General features: G+C 73.1%; 18 protein-coding genes and 1 pseudogene. 13 read left to right on the top strand and 6 right to left on the bottom strand.

From position 1 onward, the window contains the following. Nucleotides 1–431 (top strand): PhzF family phenazine biosynthesis protein (locus VKG64_17630; protein HKB26859.1); only part of this gene is annotated, 431 nt, incomplete at its 5' end. Between the two features lie 113 nt (nt 432–544). On the opposite strand, the gene VKG64_17625 is transcribed toward VKG64_17630, so the two are convergent. Together VKG64_17625 and VKG64_17620 are read right to left on the bottom strand one after the other, a co-directional pair. Then, complete coding sequence (locus tag VKG64_17625; GenBank protein ID HKB26858.1) at nt 545–1063, bottom strand: DUF420 domain-containing protein; 519 nt, start codon at nt 1061–1063, stop codon at nt 545–547. Further along, the gene (locus VKG64_17620) at nt 1060–2361 is read right to left on the bottom strand and encodes an Nramp family divalent metal transporter (protein ID HKB26857.1); all 1302 of its coding nucleotides are present in this window, start codon (nt 2359–2361) and stop codon (nt 1060–1062) included. Before VKG64_17620 ends, VKG64_17625 begins: the two co-directional genes overlap by 4 nt. A 59-nt stretch (nt 2362–2420) precedes the next feature. Between VKG64_17620 and VKG64_17615 the strand changes: the two genes are divergently transcribed. Both VKG64_17615 and VKG64_17610 read left to right on the top strand, forming a co-directional pair. Next, on the top strand, nt 2421–2609 hold the full coding sequence (locus VKG64_17615; GenBank protein ID HKB26856.1) for a hypothetical protein: 189 nt from the start codon (nt 2421–2423) through the stop codon (nt 2607–2609). Between the two features lie 23 nt (nt 2610–2632). Further along, nucleotides 2633–3079 (top strand): hypothetical protein, encoded by a 447-nt coding sequence (locus VKG64_17610; protein HKB26855.1) that lies wholly within the window; start codon nt 2633–2635, stop codon nt 3077–3079. 266 nt (nt 3080–3345) lie between these two features. On the opposite strand, the gene VKG64_17605 is transcribed toward VKG64_17610, so the two are convergent. Genes VKG64_17605 through VKG64_17590 form a run of 4 tightly spaced genes read right to left on the bottom strand, consistent with a single transcriptional unit; the run spans nt 3346 to nt 8131 of the window. Next, a complete protein-coding gene (locus VKG64_17605) occupies nt 3346–4977 on the bottom strand; it encodes a thiamine pyrophosphate-dependent enzyme (GenBank protein HKB26854.1) in 1632 nt (543 codons plus the stop codon). Nucleotide 4978: 1 nt separating this feature from the next. Continuing rightward, nucleotides 4979–6559, bottom strand: coding sequence for an amidohydrolase (locus VKG64_17600; protein ID HKB26853.1), 1581 nt, complete (start codon nt 6557–6559; stop codon nt 4979–4981). Between the two features lie 2 nt (nt 6560–6561). Further along, complete coding sequence (locus tag VKG64_17595) at nt 6562–7053, bottom strand: DinB family protein (protein HKB26852.1); 492 nt, start codon at nt 7051–7053, stop codon at nt 6562–6564. A 40-nt stretch (nt 7054–7093) separates the two neighbouring features. Further along, nucleotides 7094–8131: a 2-dehydropantoate 2-reductase gene (locus VKG64_17590; GenBank protein ID HKB26851.1), complete on the bottom strand. Its 1038-nt coding sequence runs from the start codon at nt 8129–8131 to the stop codon at nt 7094–7096. Nucleotides 8132–8252: 121 nt separating this feature from the next. Here VKG64_17590 and VKG64_17585 point away from each other — a divergent pair. From VKG64_17585 to VKG64_17540, 10 genes and pseudogenes are all read left to right on the top strand, one after another. Further along, nucleotides 8253–8387 (top strand): annotated as a pseudogene (locus VKG64_17585) (putative C-S lyase). 32 nt (nt 8388–8419) lie between these two features. Beyond that, complete coding sequence (locus VKG64_17580; GenBank protein HKB26850.1) at nt 8420–9196, top strand: methyltransferase domain-containing protein; 777 nt, start codon at nt 8420–8422, stop codon at nt 9194–9196. Between the two features lie 28 nt (nt 9197–9224). Continuing rightward, nucleotides 9225–9680, top strand: coding sequence for a GatB/YqeY domain-containing protein (locus VKG64_17575; GenBank protein ID HKB26849.1), 456 nt, complete (start codon nt 9225–9227; stop codon nt 9678–9680). Beyond that, nucleotides 9677–9985 carry an antibiotic biosynthesis monooxygenase gene (locus VKG64_17570; protein HKB26848.1) on the top strand — a complete coding sequence of 103 codons (309 nt, stop codon included), beginning with the start codon at nt 9677–9679 and terminating at the stop codon, nt 9983–9985. The genes VKG64_17575 and VKG64_17570 overlap by 4 nt, the downstream gene beginning before the upstream one ends. After that, the gene (locus VKG64_17565; GenBank protein ID HKB26847.1) at nt 9975–10871 is read left to right on the top strand and encodes a phosphate/phosphite/phosphonate ABC transporter substrate-binding protein; all 897 of its coding nucleotides are present in this window, start codon (nt 9975–9977) and stop codon (nt 10869–10871) included. Before VKG64_17570 ends, VKG64_17565 begins: the two co-directional genes overlap by 11 nt. Nucleotides 10872–10895: 24 nt before the next feature. Beyond that, nucleotides 10896–11642: a phosphonate ABC transporter ATP-binding protein gene (gene phnC, locus VKG64_17560; protein HKB26846.1), complete on the top strand. Its 747-nt coding sequence runs from the start codon at nt 10896–10898 to the stop codon at nt 11640–11642. Further along, complete coding sequence (phnE, locus tag VKG64_17555; GenBank protein ID HKB26845.1) at nt 11639–12379, top strand: phosphonate ABC transporter, permease protein PhnE; 741 nt, start codon at nt 11639–11641, stop codon at nt 12377–12379. The genes phnC and phnE overlap by 4 nt, the downstream gene beginning before the upstream one ends. 19 nt (nt 12380–12398) lie before the next feature. Next, nucleotides 12399–13271 (top strand): VOC family protein, encoded by an 873-nt coding sequence (locus tag VKG64_17550; GenBank protein ID HKB26844.1) that lies wholly within the window; start codon nt 12399–12401, stop codon nt 13269–13271. Nucleotides 13272–13319: 48 nt separating this feature from the next. Beyond that, nucleotides 13320–14405, top strand: a complete 1086-nt coding sequence (locus VKG64_17545) for an LLM class flavin-dependent oxidoreductase (protein ID HKB26843.1) — start codon at nt 13320–13322, stop codon at nt 14403–14405. Then, nucleotides 14402–15000 (top strand): ABC transporter substrate-binding protein (locus tag VKG64_17540; protein HKB26842.1); only part of this gene is annotated, 599 nt, incomplete at its 3' end. The genes VKG64_17545 and VKG64_17540, both read left to right, overlap by 4 nt.

Below are 15000 nucleotides of genomic sequence, written 5' to 3'. Positions count from 1 at the left end.
CCGCCGCGCCCGCCGCCGCGCCGGCGGGGCTCGCCACGGCGCTGGGCGTCGAGCCGAAGCACGTCGGCAAGAGCCGGTTCGACTACCTCGTCGAGGTGGACGCCGAGGCGACCGTGCGCACGCTCGCCCCGGACCACGCGGCGCTCGCCCGGCTGCCGGTGCGCGGCGTGATGGTCACGAGCCGCGCCGACACCCCGGGCTTCGACTTCGTCTCGCGCTTCTTCGCCCCCGGCTCGGGCATCCCGGAGGACCCGGCGACGGGCTCCTCCCACTGCACGCTCGGACCCTTCTGGGCCGAGCGGCTGGGCAAGCGCGAGTTCGTCGCGTATCAGGCGTCGGCGCGCGGCGGCGTCGTGCGCGTGCGTCTCGAGGGCGACCGCGTGAAGCTCGGCGGCCAGGCGGTCACGGTGCTCCGCGGCGAGCTCGTCTAGCTCCGTGAGCGCGGTTCGAGCGGCGGCTTTGCCGCCGCAATCGAATCCTGGGGGAGGTCTCGGAGGGGGCCGTCGCGCCCCACGGGCGCGCCTGTAATGTCGCCCCCTCCGATTTAGAGACGGTAGAGCATCCAGTAGACGAGCACGCCGGTCACGGAGACGTAGAGCCAGAGCGGGAGCGTCCAGCGGGCGATCCTCACGTGGCGGCCGAAGTCGGCCCGCAGCGCACGGTACACCGTGGTCAGCGCGAGCGGGACGATCGCCGCCGCGAGCGTGACGTGGGAGATCAGCAGCGGGAAGTAGACGAGGCGGAGGACGCCCCGCCCGCCGAACGGCCGCGAGCCCGCCAGCGCGTGGTAGGTCACGTAGGAGACCAGGAAGAGCGTCGAAACCACGAGCGCCGAGAGCATGCACGTCTTGTGGGCGGTGACCCGCTTCGTCCGGATCGAGACGTAGCCCGCCGTCAGGAGCGCCGCGCTCGTCGCGTTGAGGCAGGCGTTGAGGAGCGGCAGCGCGGCGACCGCGGGGGCTCCGCCCGCGTCGGGCCGGTGGCCCAGGAGCAGATACGCGACGACCGCGACGACCCCCGCCGACACGAGGCCGATCGCAATCCGCGCGGCGCGGTCGGTCACAGAGAGGTCAGGAAGAAGGCGACCGCGGCCGCCGTCATCGCGGCCGTCGCCGCCCAGCCGAAGATGTTGAGCCAGAGTCCGTTGGTGTGCTCACCCATGATGTTTCGGTTGTTGCTGACGAGCATGATGAGCAGGAGGAGCGGCGGCGCGAGGAGGCCGTTCAGGACCGCGGAGAGGAAGAGCATGCGGATCGGGTCGGTCCGGCCGAGGTCGAGGAGCATTCCGCACAGGATGGCGCCCGCGAAGACCAGGTAGAAGCGCCGGCCGCGCCGGGGCGAGAGGTCGAGGCCCGAGCGCCAGCCGAAGACCTCGGCGATCGCGAACGAGGCCGAGCCCGCCAGGATCGGCACCGCGAGCAGCCCCGTGCCGATCAGCCCGAGCGCGAAGAGCACGTACGCGGCGTCGCCCGCGAGCGGCCGCAGCGCCTCGGCCGCCTCGCGTGCGGTCTCGATCTCGGTGATCCCCTCGCGGTTGAGGGTCGCCGCGGTCGCCAGGATGATGAAGTACATGACGACGTTCGAGAAGAGCATCCCGGTGTTGACGTCGAGCCGCGCGTCGGCGAGCTCGTGGGACGTCGCGCCCCGGCGCTGGGCGGAGGTCCGCCGGCCCCGCGCCTTCTCCTCCTCGACCTCCTGCGACGCCTGCCAGAAGAAGAGGTAGGGCGAGATCGTCGTGCCGAGGACCCCCACGAGCGTCGCGACGGACACGGCGTCCCAGCGGAGCGACGGCACGAGCGTCGCGACGAGCGCCTCCGACCAGTCGGGCCGCGCGAGGAGCGCCGCGGAGACGTAGGCGAAGAGCACGGCGGTGAGCCACTTGAGGCCCTGCGCGAAGGCCGCATAGCTCGCGTACACCGTGATGATCAGAATCGACACGCCGAAGATCGGCACCCACGCGAACGCCCGGACCCCGGTCAGCATCTGCGCCGCGTCGGCCATGCCGGCGAGGTCGGCGGCGATGTTGAAGACGTTCGCGACGAGGAGCAGCAGGCAGGCCGCGTAGAGGAAGGGGCGCGGGTAGTGGCGGCGCACCGCGCCCGCCAGGCCCCGCCCCGTGACGAGGCCGATCCGCGCGCAGATGAGCTGGACGCCCGCCATCAGCGGGAAGGTCGCCACCGCGGTCCAGAGCATCCCGTAGCCGAGCGAGGCGCCCGCGACCGAGTACGTCGTGATCCCGCTCGGATCGTCGTCGGACGCGCCCGTGACGAGCCCGGGTCCGAGGAGCTTGAAGTAACGCATGAGCGGGTTGTGGCTGTGACGGTCGGTCTCGGGCGTCGTGAGCATGACGGGCCGCCCCATTATGCCGTGATACCATCGCCGGGCATGCACGAGAACGACAGGCGGTGACATAGACGGCCGTGGAACTGCTCAAGTCCCCGTGGGCGATCGCCGCGCTCGTCGCCGTCATCCTCGCCGTCGCCTACCTCCGCCGCGTGTTCCAGCGCTGCCCGCACTGCCAGCGCATCGTGCGCCGCGCGCTCCGCGGCTGGCTGCGCTGCCCCCACTGCCAGCGTCAGTACCACCGGAGCGTCCCGCGCCAGCGCTAGGCGCTTCACACGGAGAGACCGCCATGAGCCGACCGCGCGCGCTCCTCCCGTCGCTCGTCGCGCTGCTCGTCGTCCTCGCCCCGCTCCCGTCGCCGGCCCAGAGCGGGCCGAGCAAGTGGTCGGGACAGTGGACGAGCCCGACCGGCTTCCTCTATCTCGCCGAGGTCGATCTCGAGATCAAGCCGGACGGCACGGCCGAGGCCGCGATCACCTGGATGCTCGCGGCCTCGCCGCGCGAGAGCGAGTTGAAGAAGCTCGGGGCGAAGGGGATCGAGTACGTCCGCGGGCGCTACGACAAGGCGAGCGGGGTGCTCGCGCTCGAGGGCTACCGCAAGGAGGACCCGAGCCAGGTCATCGGGCTCGACACCTACCGCCTCGTCATCGCCGAGAACGGCAAGGCGCTCGCCGGAGTCACGTCGAACCACGGCGACTGGCTCGGCCGCTTCTGGGCCGTCCGCGTGGACCGCTAGATTTCGCCTCGCCTCGGACGGCGGGGCCCCGGCCCCGCGACGTCCTGCGGCTCGCCCTGTCTAGCTTTCGTGCGCCCCGCCCCGCCGGGCTCCGGCCGGCGGGCGTGCGCGGCGGGGACCGCCGGGACCACGCGGCAGGCGCGCGCTGCCCGGGTGCGGCTGGGCTCCATCCGGATGCGCGGCGCCCGTCGCCGCGCGGCGGGAACGGATCCCGTCGGCCCCCGCCCCACGCGCCCACCGGCCTGAGCGCGGGATGGGGCGCCCGCTCAGCGCTTGTACTTGGCGGGCGCGCGGAGCGGCGCGAAGAACGGCGGGCGCGCCATCCGGCCGACGGGCACCTCGATCAGCACCGGCCGGTCGAGCTGGATCGCGTCGGCGACGAGCCGGCCGACGTCCGTCGGCTCCTTGGCGCGCATGCCGGTCATGCCGTAGGCGTCGGCGAGCTTCATGAAGTCGGGATTGTGGAGCTCGGCCGCGTAGCTCCCGCCCCAGGCCTCGTCCAGGTCGCGCGCGACGTTGCCGAACGCGTTGTCGTTGAAGACGACGGCAACGACCCCGATGCGCTGCTGGACCGCCGTCGCCATCTCCTGCGCGTTGTAGAGGAAGCCGCCGTCGCCGCACGTCGCGACCACGGGACGCTTCGGGCACGCGACCTTGGCGCCGAGCGCCGTCGGGTACTCGTAGCCGAGGTTCCCCGAGTAGGACGACGTGAGATAGGTCCGCGGCTGGTAGACCGGCCAGAACGGGCGCGAGTAGTAGCCGATCTGGGTCATCCCCGCGACGAAGATCGCGTCCTCGGGCATGCCCGCGCGCAGCGACTTCAAGATGGAGGTGTTGGGCTCCTGGGTCAGGGCCGCGGCGGTCGCGGCGCGGACCGCCTCGCGCTCGGCCTTGCGCGAGGCGCGCGGCGGCGCGCCGGCGCGCAGGCGCTCGAGCAGCTGCTCGAGGGTCTGGCGCGCGTCGCCGACGAGGCCGAAGGTCTTCTTGTGATTGCGCCCGATCTCGTCGGGATCCACGTCGAGCTGGATCACCTGCTGCTCGGGCCTGGGCGCGGCGAGGGCGAGACGGCTCCCGACGACCAGGATCACGTCCGCCGACTCGAGGTGCTTCTTCAGGGCGCTCTGCGGCCAGAGCGCGGCGCCGAGCGAGAGGTCGCTCGCGTCGCTCACCGCGCCCTTGCCCTCCGCCGACTCGGCGACGCCGGCCTGGAGGTATTCGGCGACCGCCGCGAGCACCTCGTGGGCGCGAGCGGCGTGGACGCCGCCGCCCGCGTAGATCACGGGATGCTTCGCCGCGAGGAGCGTCGCGGCGGCCTCGTCCACGTCGCCGCGCGGGGCGGCCCGGCGCACGGCGCGGCTCGGCTCGAGGAGCTCGACCTCGCCCTCCTCCTCCATCGTGTCCGGCGGCATCTCGAGCTCGACCGGCCGCGGACGCCCCGTGCGGAGCTGCTCGACCGCCTCGTGGGCGGCGCGCGCGACCTCGCCGACCTCGAGCACGCGCTTCCGCCACTTGGTGACGGGCTTGATCGCCTCGAGCTGGTCGTTCACCTCGTGGAGGACGCCGATGTTCTTCCCGATCTGGTGGCGCGGCACCTGGCCCGAGATCATGAGCACGGGCGAGGAGGCCGCGTACGCCGTGCTGAGCCCGGCCGAGGCGTTGAGGAGGCCGGGCCCCGGCACCACGAGGGCGGTGCCGAACGCGCCGCCCGCGCGCGCGTAGCCGTCGGCCATGTAACTCGTGGCCTGCTCGTGCCGGGTCGTGATGAAGCGGATCCCGGGCTCCTCGCGCAGCGCCGCTATCACGCCGTAGAGCTGCACGCCGGGCAGCCCGAACACGACGCGCACGCCTTCCCTGAAGAGCTGCTTCACGAGCGCCTCGCCGCCGGTCATCCGCGCCATCTCAGGTCTCCTCCCGACGGAACACGATGTCGCCGCCCACGAGGGTCAGCAGGGGAACAATATCCCCGATTCGCGATTCGGGACAGGCGAAAACGTCGTCCGACAGGACGACGAGGTCCGCGCGCTTGCCGGGCTCGAGCGAGCCGAGGTCCGCCTCCTGCCGCGCCGCCCACGCGTTCCACGCGGTGAAGGCGCGCACGGCCTCGGCGCGCGTCATCCGCTGCTCGGGCTGCCAGCCCGGGTCCGGACCCTCGCGCGGCCGCCGCGTGACCGCCGCGTGGATGCCGTGGAACGGGCTCGGGTCCTCCACCGGGAAGTCCGAGCCGCCGGCGATGCGCGTGCCCGTGCCGAGCAGCGAGCGCCACGCGTACGCGCCGCGCAGGCGCTCGGGGCCGAGGCGCTCGGGCGCCCAGCGCATGTCGGACGTGCAGTGTGTCGGCTGCATGCTCGGGAGCACGCCGAGCCGGGCGAAGCGCGGGATGTCGCGCTCGGTCAGGACCTGCGCGTGCTCGATCCGCGGGCGGAGGCGCTGCGCCTCGCCGGGAGCGAGAACCTTCTCAAAGGCGTCGAGGGCGAGCGTGTTCGCGCGGTCGCCGATCGCGTGGACGCAGACCTGGAAGCCGCGGGCCGTCGCCTCGCCGGCGAGGCGGTGGAGCTCGTCCGGCGGGATCAGCAGGAGCCCGCTGTTGTCCGGGTCGTCGCGGTAGCACGCGTGCAGCGCGGCGCCGCGCGAGCCGAGCGCGCCGTCGAGCCAGAGCTTCAGCGCGCCGACGACGAGCCGCCCGTCGCCCTCGCTCGCGGGGCCGCGCTCACGCCACTCGGCCCACGCCTTCTTGCCGCTCACCGCGACGTAGTTGCGGAGCGGAAACCGCCCGCGCTCGAGGAGACGCCGGTACGCCGCGAGCGCGTCGAGGTCGGCGCCCATCTCGTGGAGGCCCGTGAGCCCCTTCGCGAGACACTCGGCGATCGCCTCGCCGACGGCGCGGTCGAAGCGCTCCGGGGACGGTGGCGGCAGCACGGCGCGTACGAGGTCCTGCGCCGAATCCACGAGGAGCCCCGTCGGCTCGCCCGCCGCGTCCTTCAGGACACGCCCGCCCGCCGGATCGCCGGTGTGGCGGTCGATCCCGGCGAGCCGCAGCGCCGCCGAGCTCGCCCAGGTCGCGTGGCCGTCCACGCGGACGAGCGCGACGGGAGATCCTGGCGCCGCGCGGTCGAGCGACGCCTTCGTCGGGAAGCGCCCGCCGGGCCAGAGCGTCTGGTCCCAGCCGCGGCCCGCGATCCACTCCCCCGGCGCGAGCCGCGCCGCCTCGGCCGCGACGCGCGCGGCGACCTCCTCTTCCGAGCGCGCGTGCGCGGCGTTCAGCGTGAAGCGGGCGCGCGCGAGGTACAGCAGGTGGGCGTGGGCATCCACCAGGCCCGGCAGGACCGCGCGGCCGCGGAGGTCCACGACCGGCTCGCCGGCCGGCGGGTTCACGTCCTGACGGCGCCCCGCGAACGCGATGCGCCCGTCGCGCACCACGAGCGTGTCCACCACCGTGTCCGCGGCATCGAGCGTGTAGACGCGGCCGTTGGTGAGGAGCATGGCTACGCCCGGCCCTCGAGGGCGCGCCGGAGCTGGTCGAGATGGTTGTCGTCGTGCCAGGCCATCACGGAGAGGAACTCGTCGAGCGTCCGGCGGCCGCGCGAGTCGAGGTGCACGCCGGCCCGCCCCCACGCGCCCGGCGCGAGCCCGCGCAGGAGCTCGAGCGTCTCGCCGCGGCGCCGTTCGAAGGCGGCGAGCGCGCCCGCCGCGTCGTTCGTCAGGTACTGCCGCTCCTCGGCCCATCGGTCCGGATTGCTCCGCGGGAACCGGGGCTCGTCCGTCTCGAGGATCTGGCGGAAGCGCTCGAGGAACGACTCCTCGTTGTCCCGGAGGTGGCAGAGGACTTCCAGCGCCGCCCAGCTCGTCGCGGCGGGACGGCGCGCGAGCGCCGCGTCGCTCCGTCCCGCGACGGCGGCGCCGAGCTCGCCGGGCGACCGCGCGAGGCGCGCGAGCCGCTCCTCGCGCGGTCGCCGCGCGTACTCCTCGATCGTCATGCCGGGTCGAGGAGCGCCGGAGCGGGAACGCGCGCGGCCACTAGCGCGGCAGGAGCCGGGTCAGGGGCTCGAGGTTCTTCGGATCCGGCTTGAGCGTGCCGACGCCGTGCCGGTGGTACAGCTCGACGACCGCCTCGTTGAACGGCGTCGGGACGCCGACGCGCCGGCCCTGAGCGACCACGTAGCCGTTGAGGTAGTCGATCTCGGTGCGGCGCCCGCGCATCACGTCCTGGAGCATCGAGGGCCGGCCACCCGCGAGGAACCTGGCGCTCGCCGCCATGTCCGCCTCGACCTCGGCGAGGCCGCGCCCCCCGGCCGCGTCCACGAAGCGCCCGGCGGCGATCCCGTAGATCGGCTCGACCTCATGGCCGCACGCGCGCCCGACGCCGACGACCTCGGCCGCGAGCCGGATGGCGATCCGCCGCGGCGCGGGCTCGCTGCGGACCTCGGCGGAGCCGAGGCCGGAGAGCCCCGCCAGGGGATTCGCCATGCAGTTGACCGCGAGCTTCGACCAGCGCTCGCCGAAGAGGTTCGTCGTCACCTTCGCCGGCGCCACGTCGCTGACGATCCGCGCCAGCTCGCGGGCGCGCGGCGTGTCCTTGCCGTCGAGCTCGCCGATCTTGAACCCGAGCGTCCCCGAGTCGGTCCGCATGGCGTGGCCGGGCTCGTAGAGCCCGGCGCCGATCGTGATGACGCAGCCGAGGGTGCGCTCGCGCCCGGCGACGGCCGCCACGCGCTCGTCGTTGACACCGTTCTGGAAGTCCACGACGACCCCGTCGGGCCGCCCGAGGTACGCGACGCCGAGCGCCGTCGCCCACTCTGTATCGTAGGATTTCACCGCGACGAAGACCGCGTCGAACGGCGCCTCGATGCGCTGCGCCTCGTGCAGGTGGAGCGCCCGCACCTTGACCGTGTGGTCGCCGCAGGTGCCCGAGAGCCTGAGGCCCTGCCGGCGCATCGCCTCCACGTGCTCGGGCCACTGGTCGATGAGCGTCACGTCGTGCCCGGCCTTCGTCAGCAGCCCGCCCACCACGCTGCCGATCGCGCCCGCCCCCACGATGCCGATCCGCGTCGCCATGGGTCGTTCCTCCCGCCGGAGCATGATACCGTGAAGCGCGATGGGCCACGACTTCGACCGCGTGGACGACGCGCGAAAGCATCTGCCCGGCGTCGTCGTGGCGCCGCGCGAGGGGACCTCCCTCGCGTGGCTCGACGGCGCGACGTTCGGCCGGGGCGGCGCGGGCTTCGTCAGGCTCAACTTCGGCTGCCCGCGCTCGCAGCTCGCCGAGGGCCTCGACCGCATGCGGGACGCGCTCGCCGCGGCACGCCGCTGAGCGGCGACGACGTCGCGCGCCGCCGCGCCCACATGCCCGAGGGCACGGCGGCCGTCCTGGACGCGCGCTCGCTCGCGACGGCGCACCGCCGCCTCGCCGCGCTGCTGCGCCCGGGCCTCGCCGTGCTCGACGTGGGCTGCGGCACCGGGGCGATCACGCGCGGGATCGCCGAGCGCGTGGCGCCCGGCGGCCGGGCCCTCGGCGTGGACGCGAACGCGCCGTTCATCGAGGCGGCGCGGCGCGCCCACGGCGCGATCCCCGGGCTCACGTTCGAGGTCGCCGACGCCTGCCGCCTGCCGTTCAGCGACACGTTCGACATCGTCACGGCGGCGCGCGTCCTCCAGTGGCTCGCCGATCCCCTCGCGGCCGTTCGGGCGATGGCGCGGGCGGCGAAGCCGGGCGGCCGGGTCATCGTCCTCGACTTCAATCACGAGAAGGCCCGGTGGACGCCGGAGCCGCCGGCGAGCCTCGAACGCTTCTACGCCGCGTTCCTCGCGTGGAGGGCATCGGCCGGCATGGACAACGTGATCGCCGATCGCCTCGCCGCGCTCCTCGCCGAGGCCGGCCTGCGCGACGTCACGGTCACGCCGCAGCACGAGGTGGCACGGCGGGGCGGGCCCGAGTGGGCGCTCCGCGCAGGGATCTGGGCGCAGGTCGCCGCGACGCGCGGGCACCAGATGGTGGCCGACGGCGCGATCGCGGAGGCGGAGCGCTGGGCCGCCGAGGTCGAGTACCGCGAGTGGGTCCGCGCGGGCGGCGAGGCGCACACGCAGTACCTCCTGGCGGCTGAGGGCGTGAAGCCGACGTAGTATCCTAGCGAGAGTCACTGGAGGCGCCATGGGACTCGAGCAGCAGCTCAACGACACGCTCACGCAGGCGATCAAGGCGAAGGACCAGCCCGCGGCCGACGTGGTGCGCATGCTCAAGTCGAAGCTCCAGGAGCGGCGGACCGCGAAGGGCTTCACCGGCACGGTGGACGACGCGCTCGTGCTCGACGTCGTCGGCGCGTACCGCAAGCAGCTCCAGAAGGCGCTGGTCGAGTTCGAGAAGGCCGGCGAGCGCGGCGCGGCGCAGGCGGCGCAGCTCCGGTTCGACATCGCGTTCTGCGAGCGCTGGCTGCCGAAGGGGCTCGACGAGCCCGCGGTCCGCGCGCTCGTCAAGGAGCGCCTCGCGGCGCTCGGCATCACGGACGCGAAGCAGGCGGGTCGCCTCGTCGGCGACGTCATGAAGACGCACAAGGGGCAGGTCGAGGCCGCGGACGTCAAGCGGATCGCGGAGGAGTTGCTCAGATGATCGTCGTCACGAACCGGATCCCGGTCGCGAAGGGCCACGAGGCGGCGTTCGAGGCGCGCTTCCAGGGGCGCGCCGGCTTCGTCGAGAAGCGGCGCGGCTGCCGCGGCTTCCAGCTCCTGCGCCCGATCAAGGGCGACGCGTACATGGTCATGACCTGGTGGGACACGGAGGCCGACTTCCAGGCGTGGACGGAGAGCGAGGAGTTCCGCGAGGCGCACCGGAACCGGCCGCCCAAGGAGCTGTTCGCCGGCCCCAACGTGTTCGAGACGCACGAGGTCATCCAGCGCGTGGACATTGCGCGCTAGACCGGGTCCGTCCCTGACGAGACGCGCGCTCGCGGCCGCGGCGGTCCTGGCGGCCCTGCTCGCCGCCGCCGGCGCGCCGCGGGCTGCGGACCGGCCGCTGCACCTCGTCCTCACGCCGTCGCAGAAGCCCACCGACCTGATCGCCGCGGGCGAGGAGTTCGGTCAGGCCCTCGCGAAGCTCGTGGGGACGCCCGTGCGGGTGACGGTCGCGTCGGACTACGCCGCGGTCATCGAGGCGCTGAGGAACCGCACCGCGGACCTCGCGTTCGTCCATCCCGCCGGCTACGTCCTCGCGAACCGCGAGGCGAAGGCCATGATCGTCGCGAGGAACCTCTGGCACGGCAAGGGCACGTTCACCTCGCGCTTCTACGTCCGCAAGGACTCGGGCCTCAAGACGCTCGAGAACCTGCGCGGCAAGACGATCGCGTTCGTGGACCCGGCGAGCACGTCGGGCTACGTCTACCCGATGGTCCTCCTGATCCAGCGCGGGCTCGTCCGGAACCGCGACCCCAAGACCTTCTTCCGCGAGGTCCTGTTCGCGGGCTCGCACGACGCGGCGATGCGCGCGCTCCTGAACGGCCACGTGGACGCGCTGGCGTCGTTCGACATGGCGCGCGAGCAGTACCTCAAAGATCCGGCGGAGCGCGAGCGGATCACGTGGATCGCGGAGACCCCGCCGATCCCCGAGGCCGGCATCGCCGCGCGCGACGGGCTCGACCCGGCGACCTTCGCCAAAGTCCGCGCGGCGCTCCTGCAGATCCGCGGCCCCAAGTACGCGGCGCTCCTCAAGCGCGTCTACGACATCGACGGCTTCGAGCCCGCCGACGACCGCGACTACGACCCGGTGCGCACCGCGATCGACCAGCTCGGCTTCCGCCCGCGCTGACCCGATGATCGCCGCGCCAACGCCATGATCGAGGTCCAGGGCCTGCGCGTCGTACTGCCGGGGGCGACCACGGCCGTGGATGGCGTGGACCTCACCGTGCGCCAGGGCGAGTTCGTCGTCATCCTCGGCCGGAGCGGCGCCGGCAAGACGACGTTCCTGCGCGCGATCAACCGGCTCGTCGAGCCGACGGAGGGCACCGTGCGCGTCGCGGGCCGCGCCGTCACGGGCGCCGCGCCCGCGGAGCTGCGCGAGATGCGCCGGCGGATCGGGATGGTCTTCCAGCAGTTCAACCTCGTGCGCCGCGCGTCCGTGCTCGAGAACGTGCTCGCCGGGCGGCTCGGGTACGTGCCGGCGCTCCCGAGCCTCGTCGGCCGCTTCCCCCAGGCCGACCGCGCGCTCGCCATGGAGTGCCTCGCCCAGGTCGGGCTCGCGCGCATGGCCGAACGCCGCGCCGACACACTCTCGGGCGGCGAGCAGCAGCGCGTCGCGATCGCCCGCGCGCTGGCGCAGTCGCCGGCCGTCATCCTCGCCGACGAGCCGACGGCGAGCCTCGACCCGCAGCTCACCGGGAGCATCATGGACATCCTCCGGCGCATCAACGTGGAGCGCGGCCTCACGCTCGTGGTGAGCCAGCACCAGCTCGAAACCGCGCTCGCGTACGCCACGCGCATCGTCGGCTTCCGCCGCGGCCGCGTCGCCTTCGACGGCCCGCCCTCGGCGCTCTCGCCCGCCGTCGTCCACGCGATCTACGGCGACGGAGCCCCCGCGTGAGGCGCGCCGTCGCCTTCGTCGGCATCGTCGCGCTGGCGTGGGCCGCCTGGGACACCGGCGCCGATCCCGTGCGGCTCGCGCGCGGCGTGCCCTGGGTGCTCGACTTCATCCGCCGGATGATCCCGCCCGACCTGCGCGTGCTGCCGGCGGCGCTCGCCGGCGCCGTGACGACCGTAGAGATCGCGCTCCTCGGGACCGCGGCGGCCGCGGTGGCGGCGCTCCCGCTCGGCTTCGTCTCGGCGCGCAACGTGGCGCCCGCGCCGCTCTTCTACCCGGCGCGCGCGGTGCTGAACTTCTTCCGGAGCGTGGACACGCTCGTCTACGCGCTCGTCTTCGTCGCGGCGGTGGGCCTCGGCCCGTTCCCCGGCGTGCTCGCCGTCGTCGCGTACACGACGACCTCGCTCGCCAAGCTCTACGGGGAGGCCATCGAGGGGATCGACCCGGGCCCGGTCGACGCGATCACGGCCACCGGCGCGACGCGGGTGCAGGTCCTCCGCTTCGGCGTCCTGCCCCAGGTCCTGCCGCTCTTCCTGTCCTACATCCTCTATCGCCTCGAGACCAACATCCGCGCGGCCACCGTGCTCGGCTTCGTCGGCGCGGGGGGCATCGGCTTCTACCTCCAGACCTACCTCCGCATGATCGACTACGCCGCCGCCTCGACGGTGCTCCTCGTGACCGTCGCGATGGTCATGATCGTGGACGGCGTGAGCTCGCGCCTGCGCGACCGCCTCGTGTAGCCGCCATGGAGGAGTCAGCGTGCTGACCCGCATCGACCACGTCATGATCTGCGTCCCGGACCTGGACGCGGGCATCGCCGCGTATACGCGGATCGGCTTCAACATCTATCCCGGCGGCGCCCACACCGGCAGGGCGACCCACAACGCCATCGCCTTCCACCAGGAGGACTATCTCGAGCTGCTGAGCCTGCGCGACCGGCACGCCGTCGTCCCCGGAAGCTCCGACGCTCGCCTCGCCGAGTTCCTGGCCCGCGGCGGCGGCTTCCGCTACGTCGTCGTGCAGAGCGACGACCTGGCGGCCGACGTGGCGGCGATGCGCCGGCGCGGGGTCGAGGTCGGCGACGCCACCGAGAGCGGCCGCCGCACGCCCGCGGGCCAGGAGCTGCGATGGCGGGTGGCCAGCCTCGGCCCGCGCAACGCGTTGCCCATCGTCTTCATCCAGCACCTCACGCCACTGGCCGAGCGGCGCCGGCAAGTGCCCCGGGCCGGCGATCACGGGAACGGGGTGCTGCGCACGGATCGGGTGTATATCGTGGTCCCCGACCTCGCCGCCACGGTGGAGACCTACGGCAGCGTGCTCGGCCTGCCGGTGCCGAAGACCCAGCGGGGCGCGGTCATCAAGGCGGACATGGCGGTGTTCGACCTCGGCCCGACCGGCCTGACCGTGGCGCAGCCGGTCGAGCCCGGTCCCGCCGCCGAGGCGCTCGCCCGGCGCGGGCCCGGCCCCTTCCAGGTGCTGTACCGCACGAGCAGCATGGAGGCCGCGGCGCGCTTCATGGCGAGCCACGGCGTGCCGCCGGCGCGGGGCGTGCGCAACACCGGCGAGCAGGCGATGCTGGTTCTGCCGGAGCACGCCTGCGGGGCGTATATCGGCTTCGTGGGGCCGGCGTAAGAAGTAGAATCCACGCACCGGCCGCGCGCCCGGGCCAGGGAGGCTCGCATGGACTACGGCTTGTTCACGATGCCGTCGCACCCGCCCGAGCGCAGCCTGTACGACGGCCACCGGTGGGACCTCCAGCAGCTCCGCTGGGCGGACGAGCTCGGCTTCAGCGAGGCGTGGATCGGCGAGCACCACACGGCGCCCTGGGAGCCTCACCCGTCGCCTGACCTGCTCGTGGCCCAGGCGCTCCTGCAAACCGAGCGCATGCGCATCGGCCCCGGCGGATTCCTCATGCCGTACCACCACCCGGCCGAGCTGGCCCACCGCGTGGCGATGCTCGACCACATGGCACAGGGCCGGCTCAACTTCGGCGTGGCGGCGAGCGGGCTCCCCAGCGACTGGGCCCTGTTCAACGTCGACGGCAACGCGGGCCAGCACCGCGAGATGACGCGGGAGGCCCTCGACATCATCCTGCGTCTCTGGAGCGACGAGGCCGAGTTCGACTACAAAGGCAAGTACTGGCACGTCACCAAGACCGGCACGATGCTCGACACCCTGCGGCCGCACATCAAGCCGTTCCAGAAGCCGCACCCGCCGATCGGCGTGGCCGGGGTGAGCAAGGGCTCCGACACGCTGAAGCTCGCCGGCGAGCGCGGCTTCTGGCCGATGAGCCTCAACCTGAACCCCGCCTACGTCGCGAGCCACTGGGAGTCCGTCGAGCAGGGCGCGGCGCGGAGCGGCCGGACGCCGAAGCGCGCCGAGTGGCGTCTGGTGCGCGAGGTCTTCATCGCCGACACCGACGCCGAGGCGCTGCGGCTCTCCGCCGGCGGCATGATGGGCCGCATGATGCGGGAGTACTTCCTGCCGCTGCTCGCGTCCTTTCAGTTCACCGAGTTCCTGAAGCACCGGCCGGACGTGCCCGACTCGGACGTCACGCCCGATTACTGCGCCCAGCACAACTGGCTGGTGGGCTCGCCCGCCACGGTGGCGGACAAGCTCCACGCGATCTACGAGGAGGTCGGCGGCTTCGGCACGCTCCTCCTCTTCTGCTTCGACTACGCGGAGAACCCCAAGGCGTGGCGCCACTCGATGGAGCTGCTGGCGCGCGAGGTGATGCCGCGCTTCAAGACGCTGGTGCCCAAATGAACCTGAGACCCCTCGTCGCCCGTTCGTTGACCCTCGCGCTGGTCGTCCTGCTGCCGCTCGCCGGCCTCCCCTCGCCCGCCGCCGCCGCGCCCGAGGGGACGCTCACCTGGGGAATCCACGTCACCCTCGCCGCGCGCTGGCTCGATCCGAACGACACCGAGGCGTTCATCACGCCGTTCATGGTGCTCTACGCCATCCACGACGCGCTCGTGAAGCCGATGCCCGCGGGCGACAACACGCCGAGCCTGGCCGAGTCCTGGACGGTGTCGAGGGACGGCCTGACCTACGACTTCGTCCTCCGCAAGGGCGTGAAGTTCCACAACGGTGACCCGGTGACGGCGGAGGACGTCAAGTTCTCGTTCGACCGCTACAAGGGCGCCGGGGCCAAGCTTCTGAAGGAGAAAGTCCAGGAGGTGACCGTCGTGGCCCCCGGGCGCGTGAGCTTCCACCTGAGGGAGCCGTGGCCCGACTTCATGACGTTCTACGGCACGTCCGCCACCGGCGCGGCCTGGATTGTGCCGAAGAAGTACGTGGAGAAGGTCGGCGACGACGGCTTCAAGAAGCATCCGATCGGTCTCGGGCCCTACAAGTTCGT

The sequence above is a fragment of the Candidatus Methylomirabilota bacterium genome (assembly GCA_035260325.1).
GTDB lineage: Bacteria > Methylomirabilota > Methylomirabilia > Rokubacteriales > CSP1-6 > AR19.
This window is presented reverse-complemented; position numbering and strand designations above follow the sequence as displayed.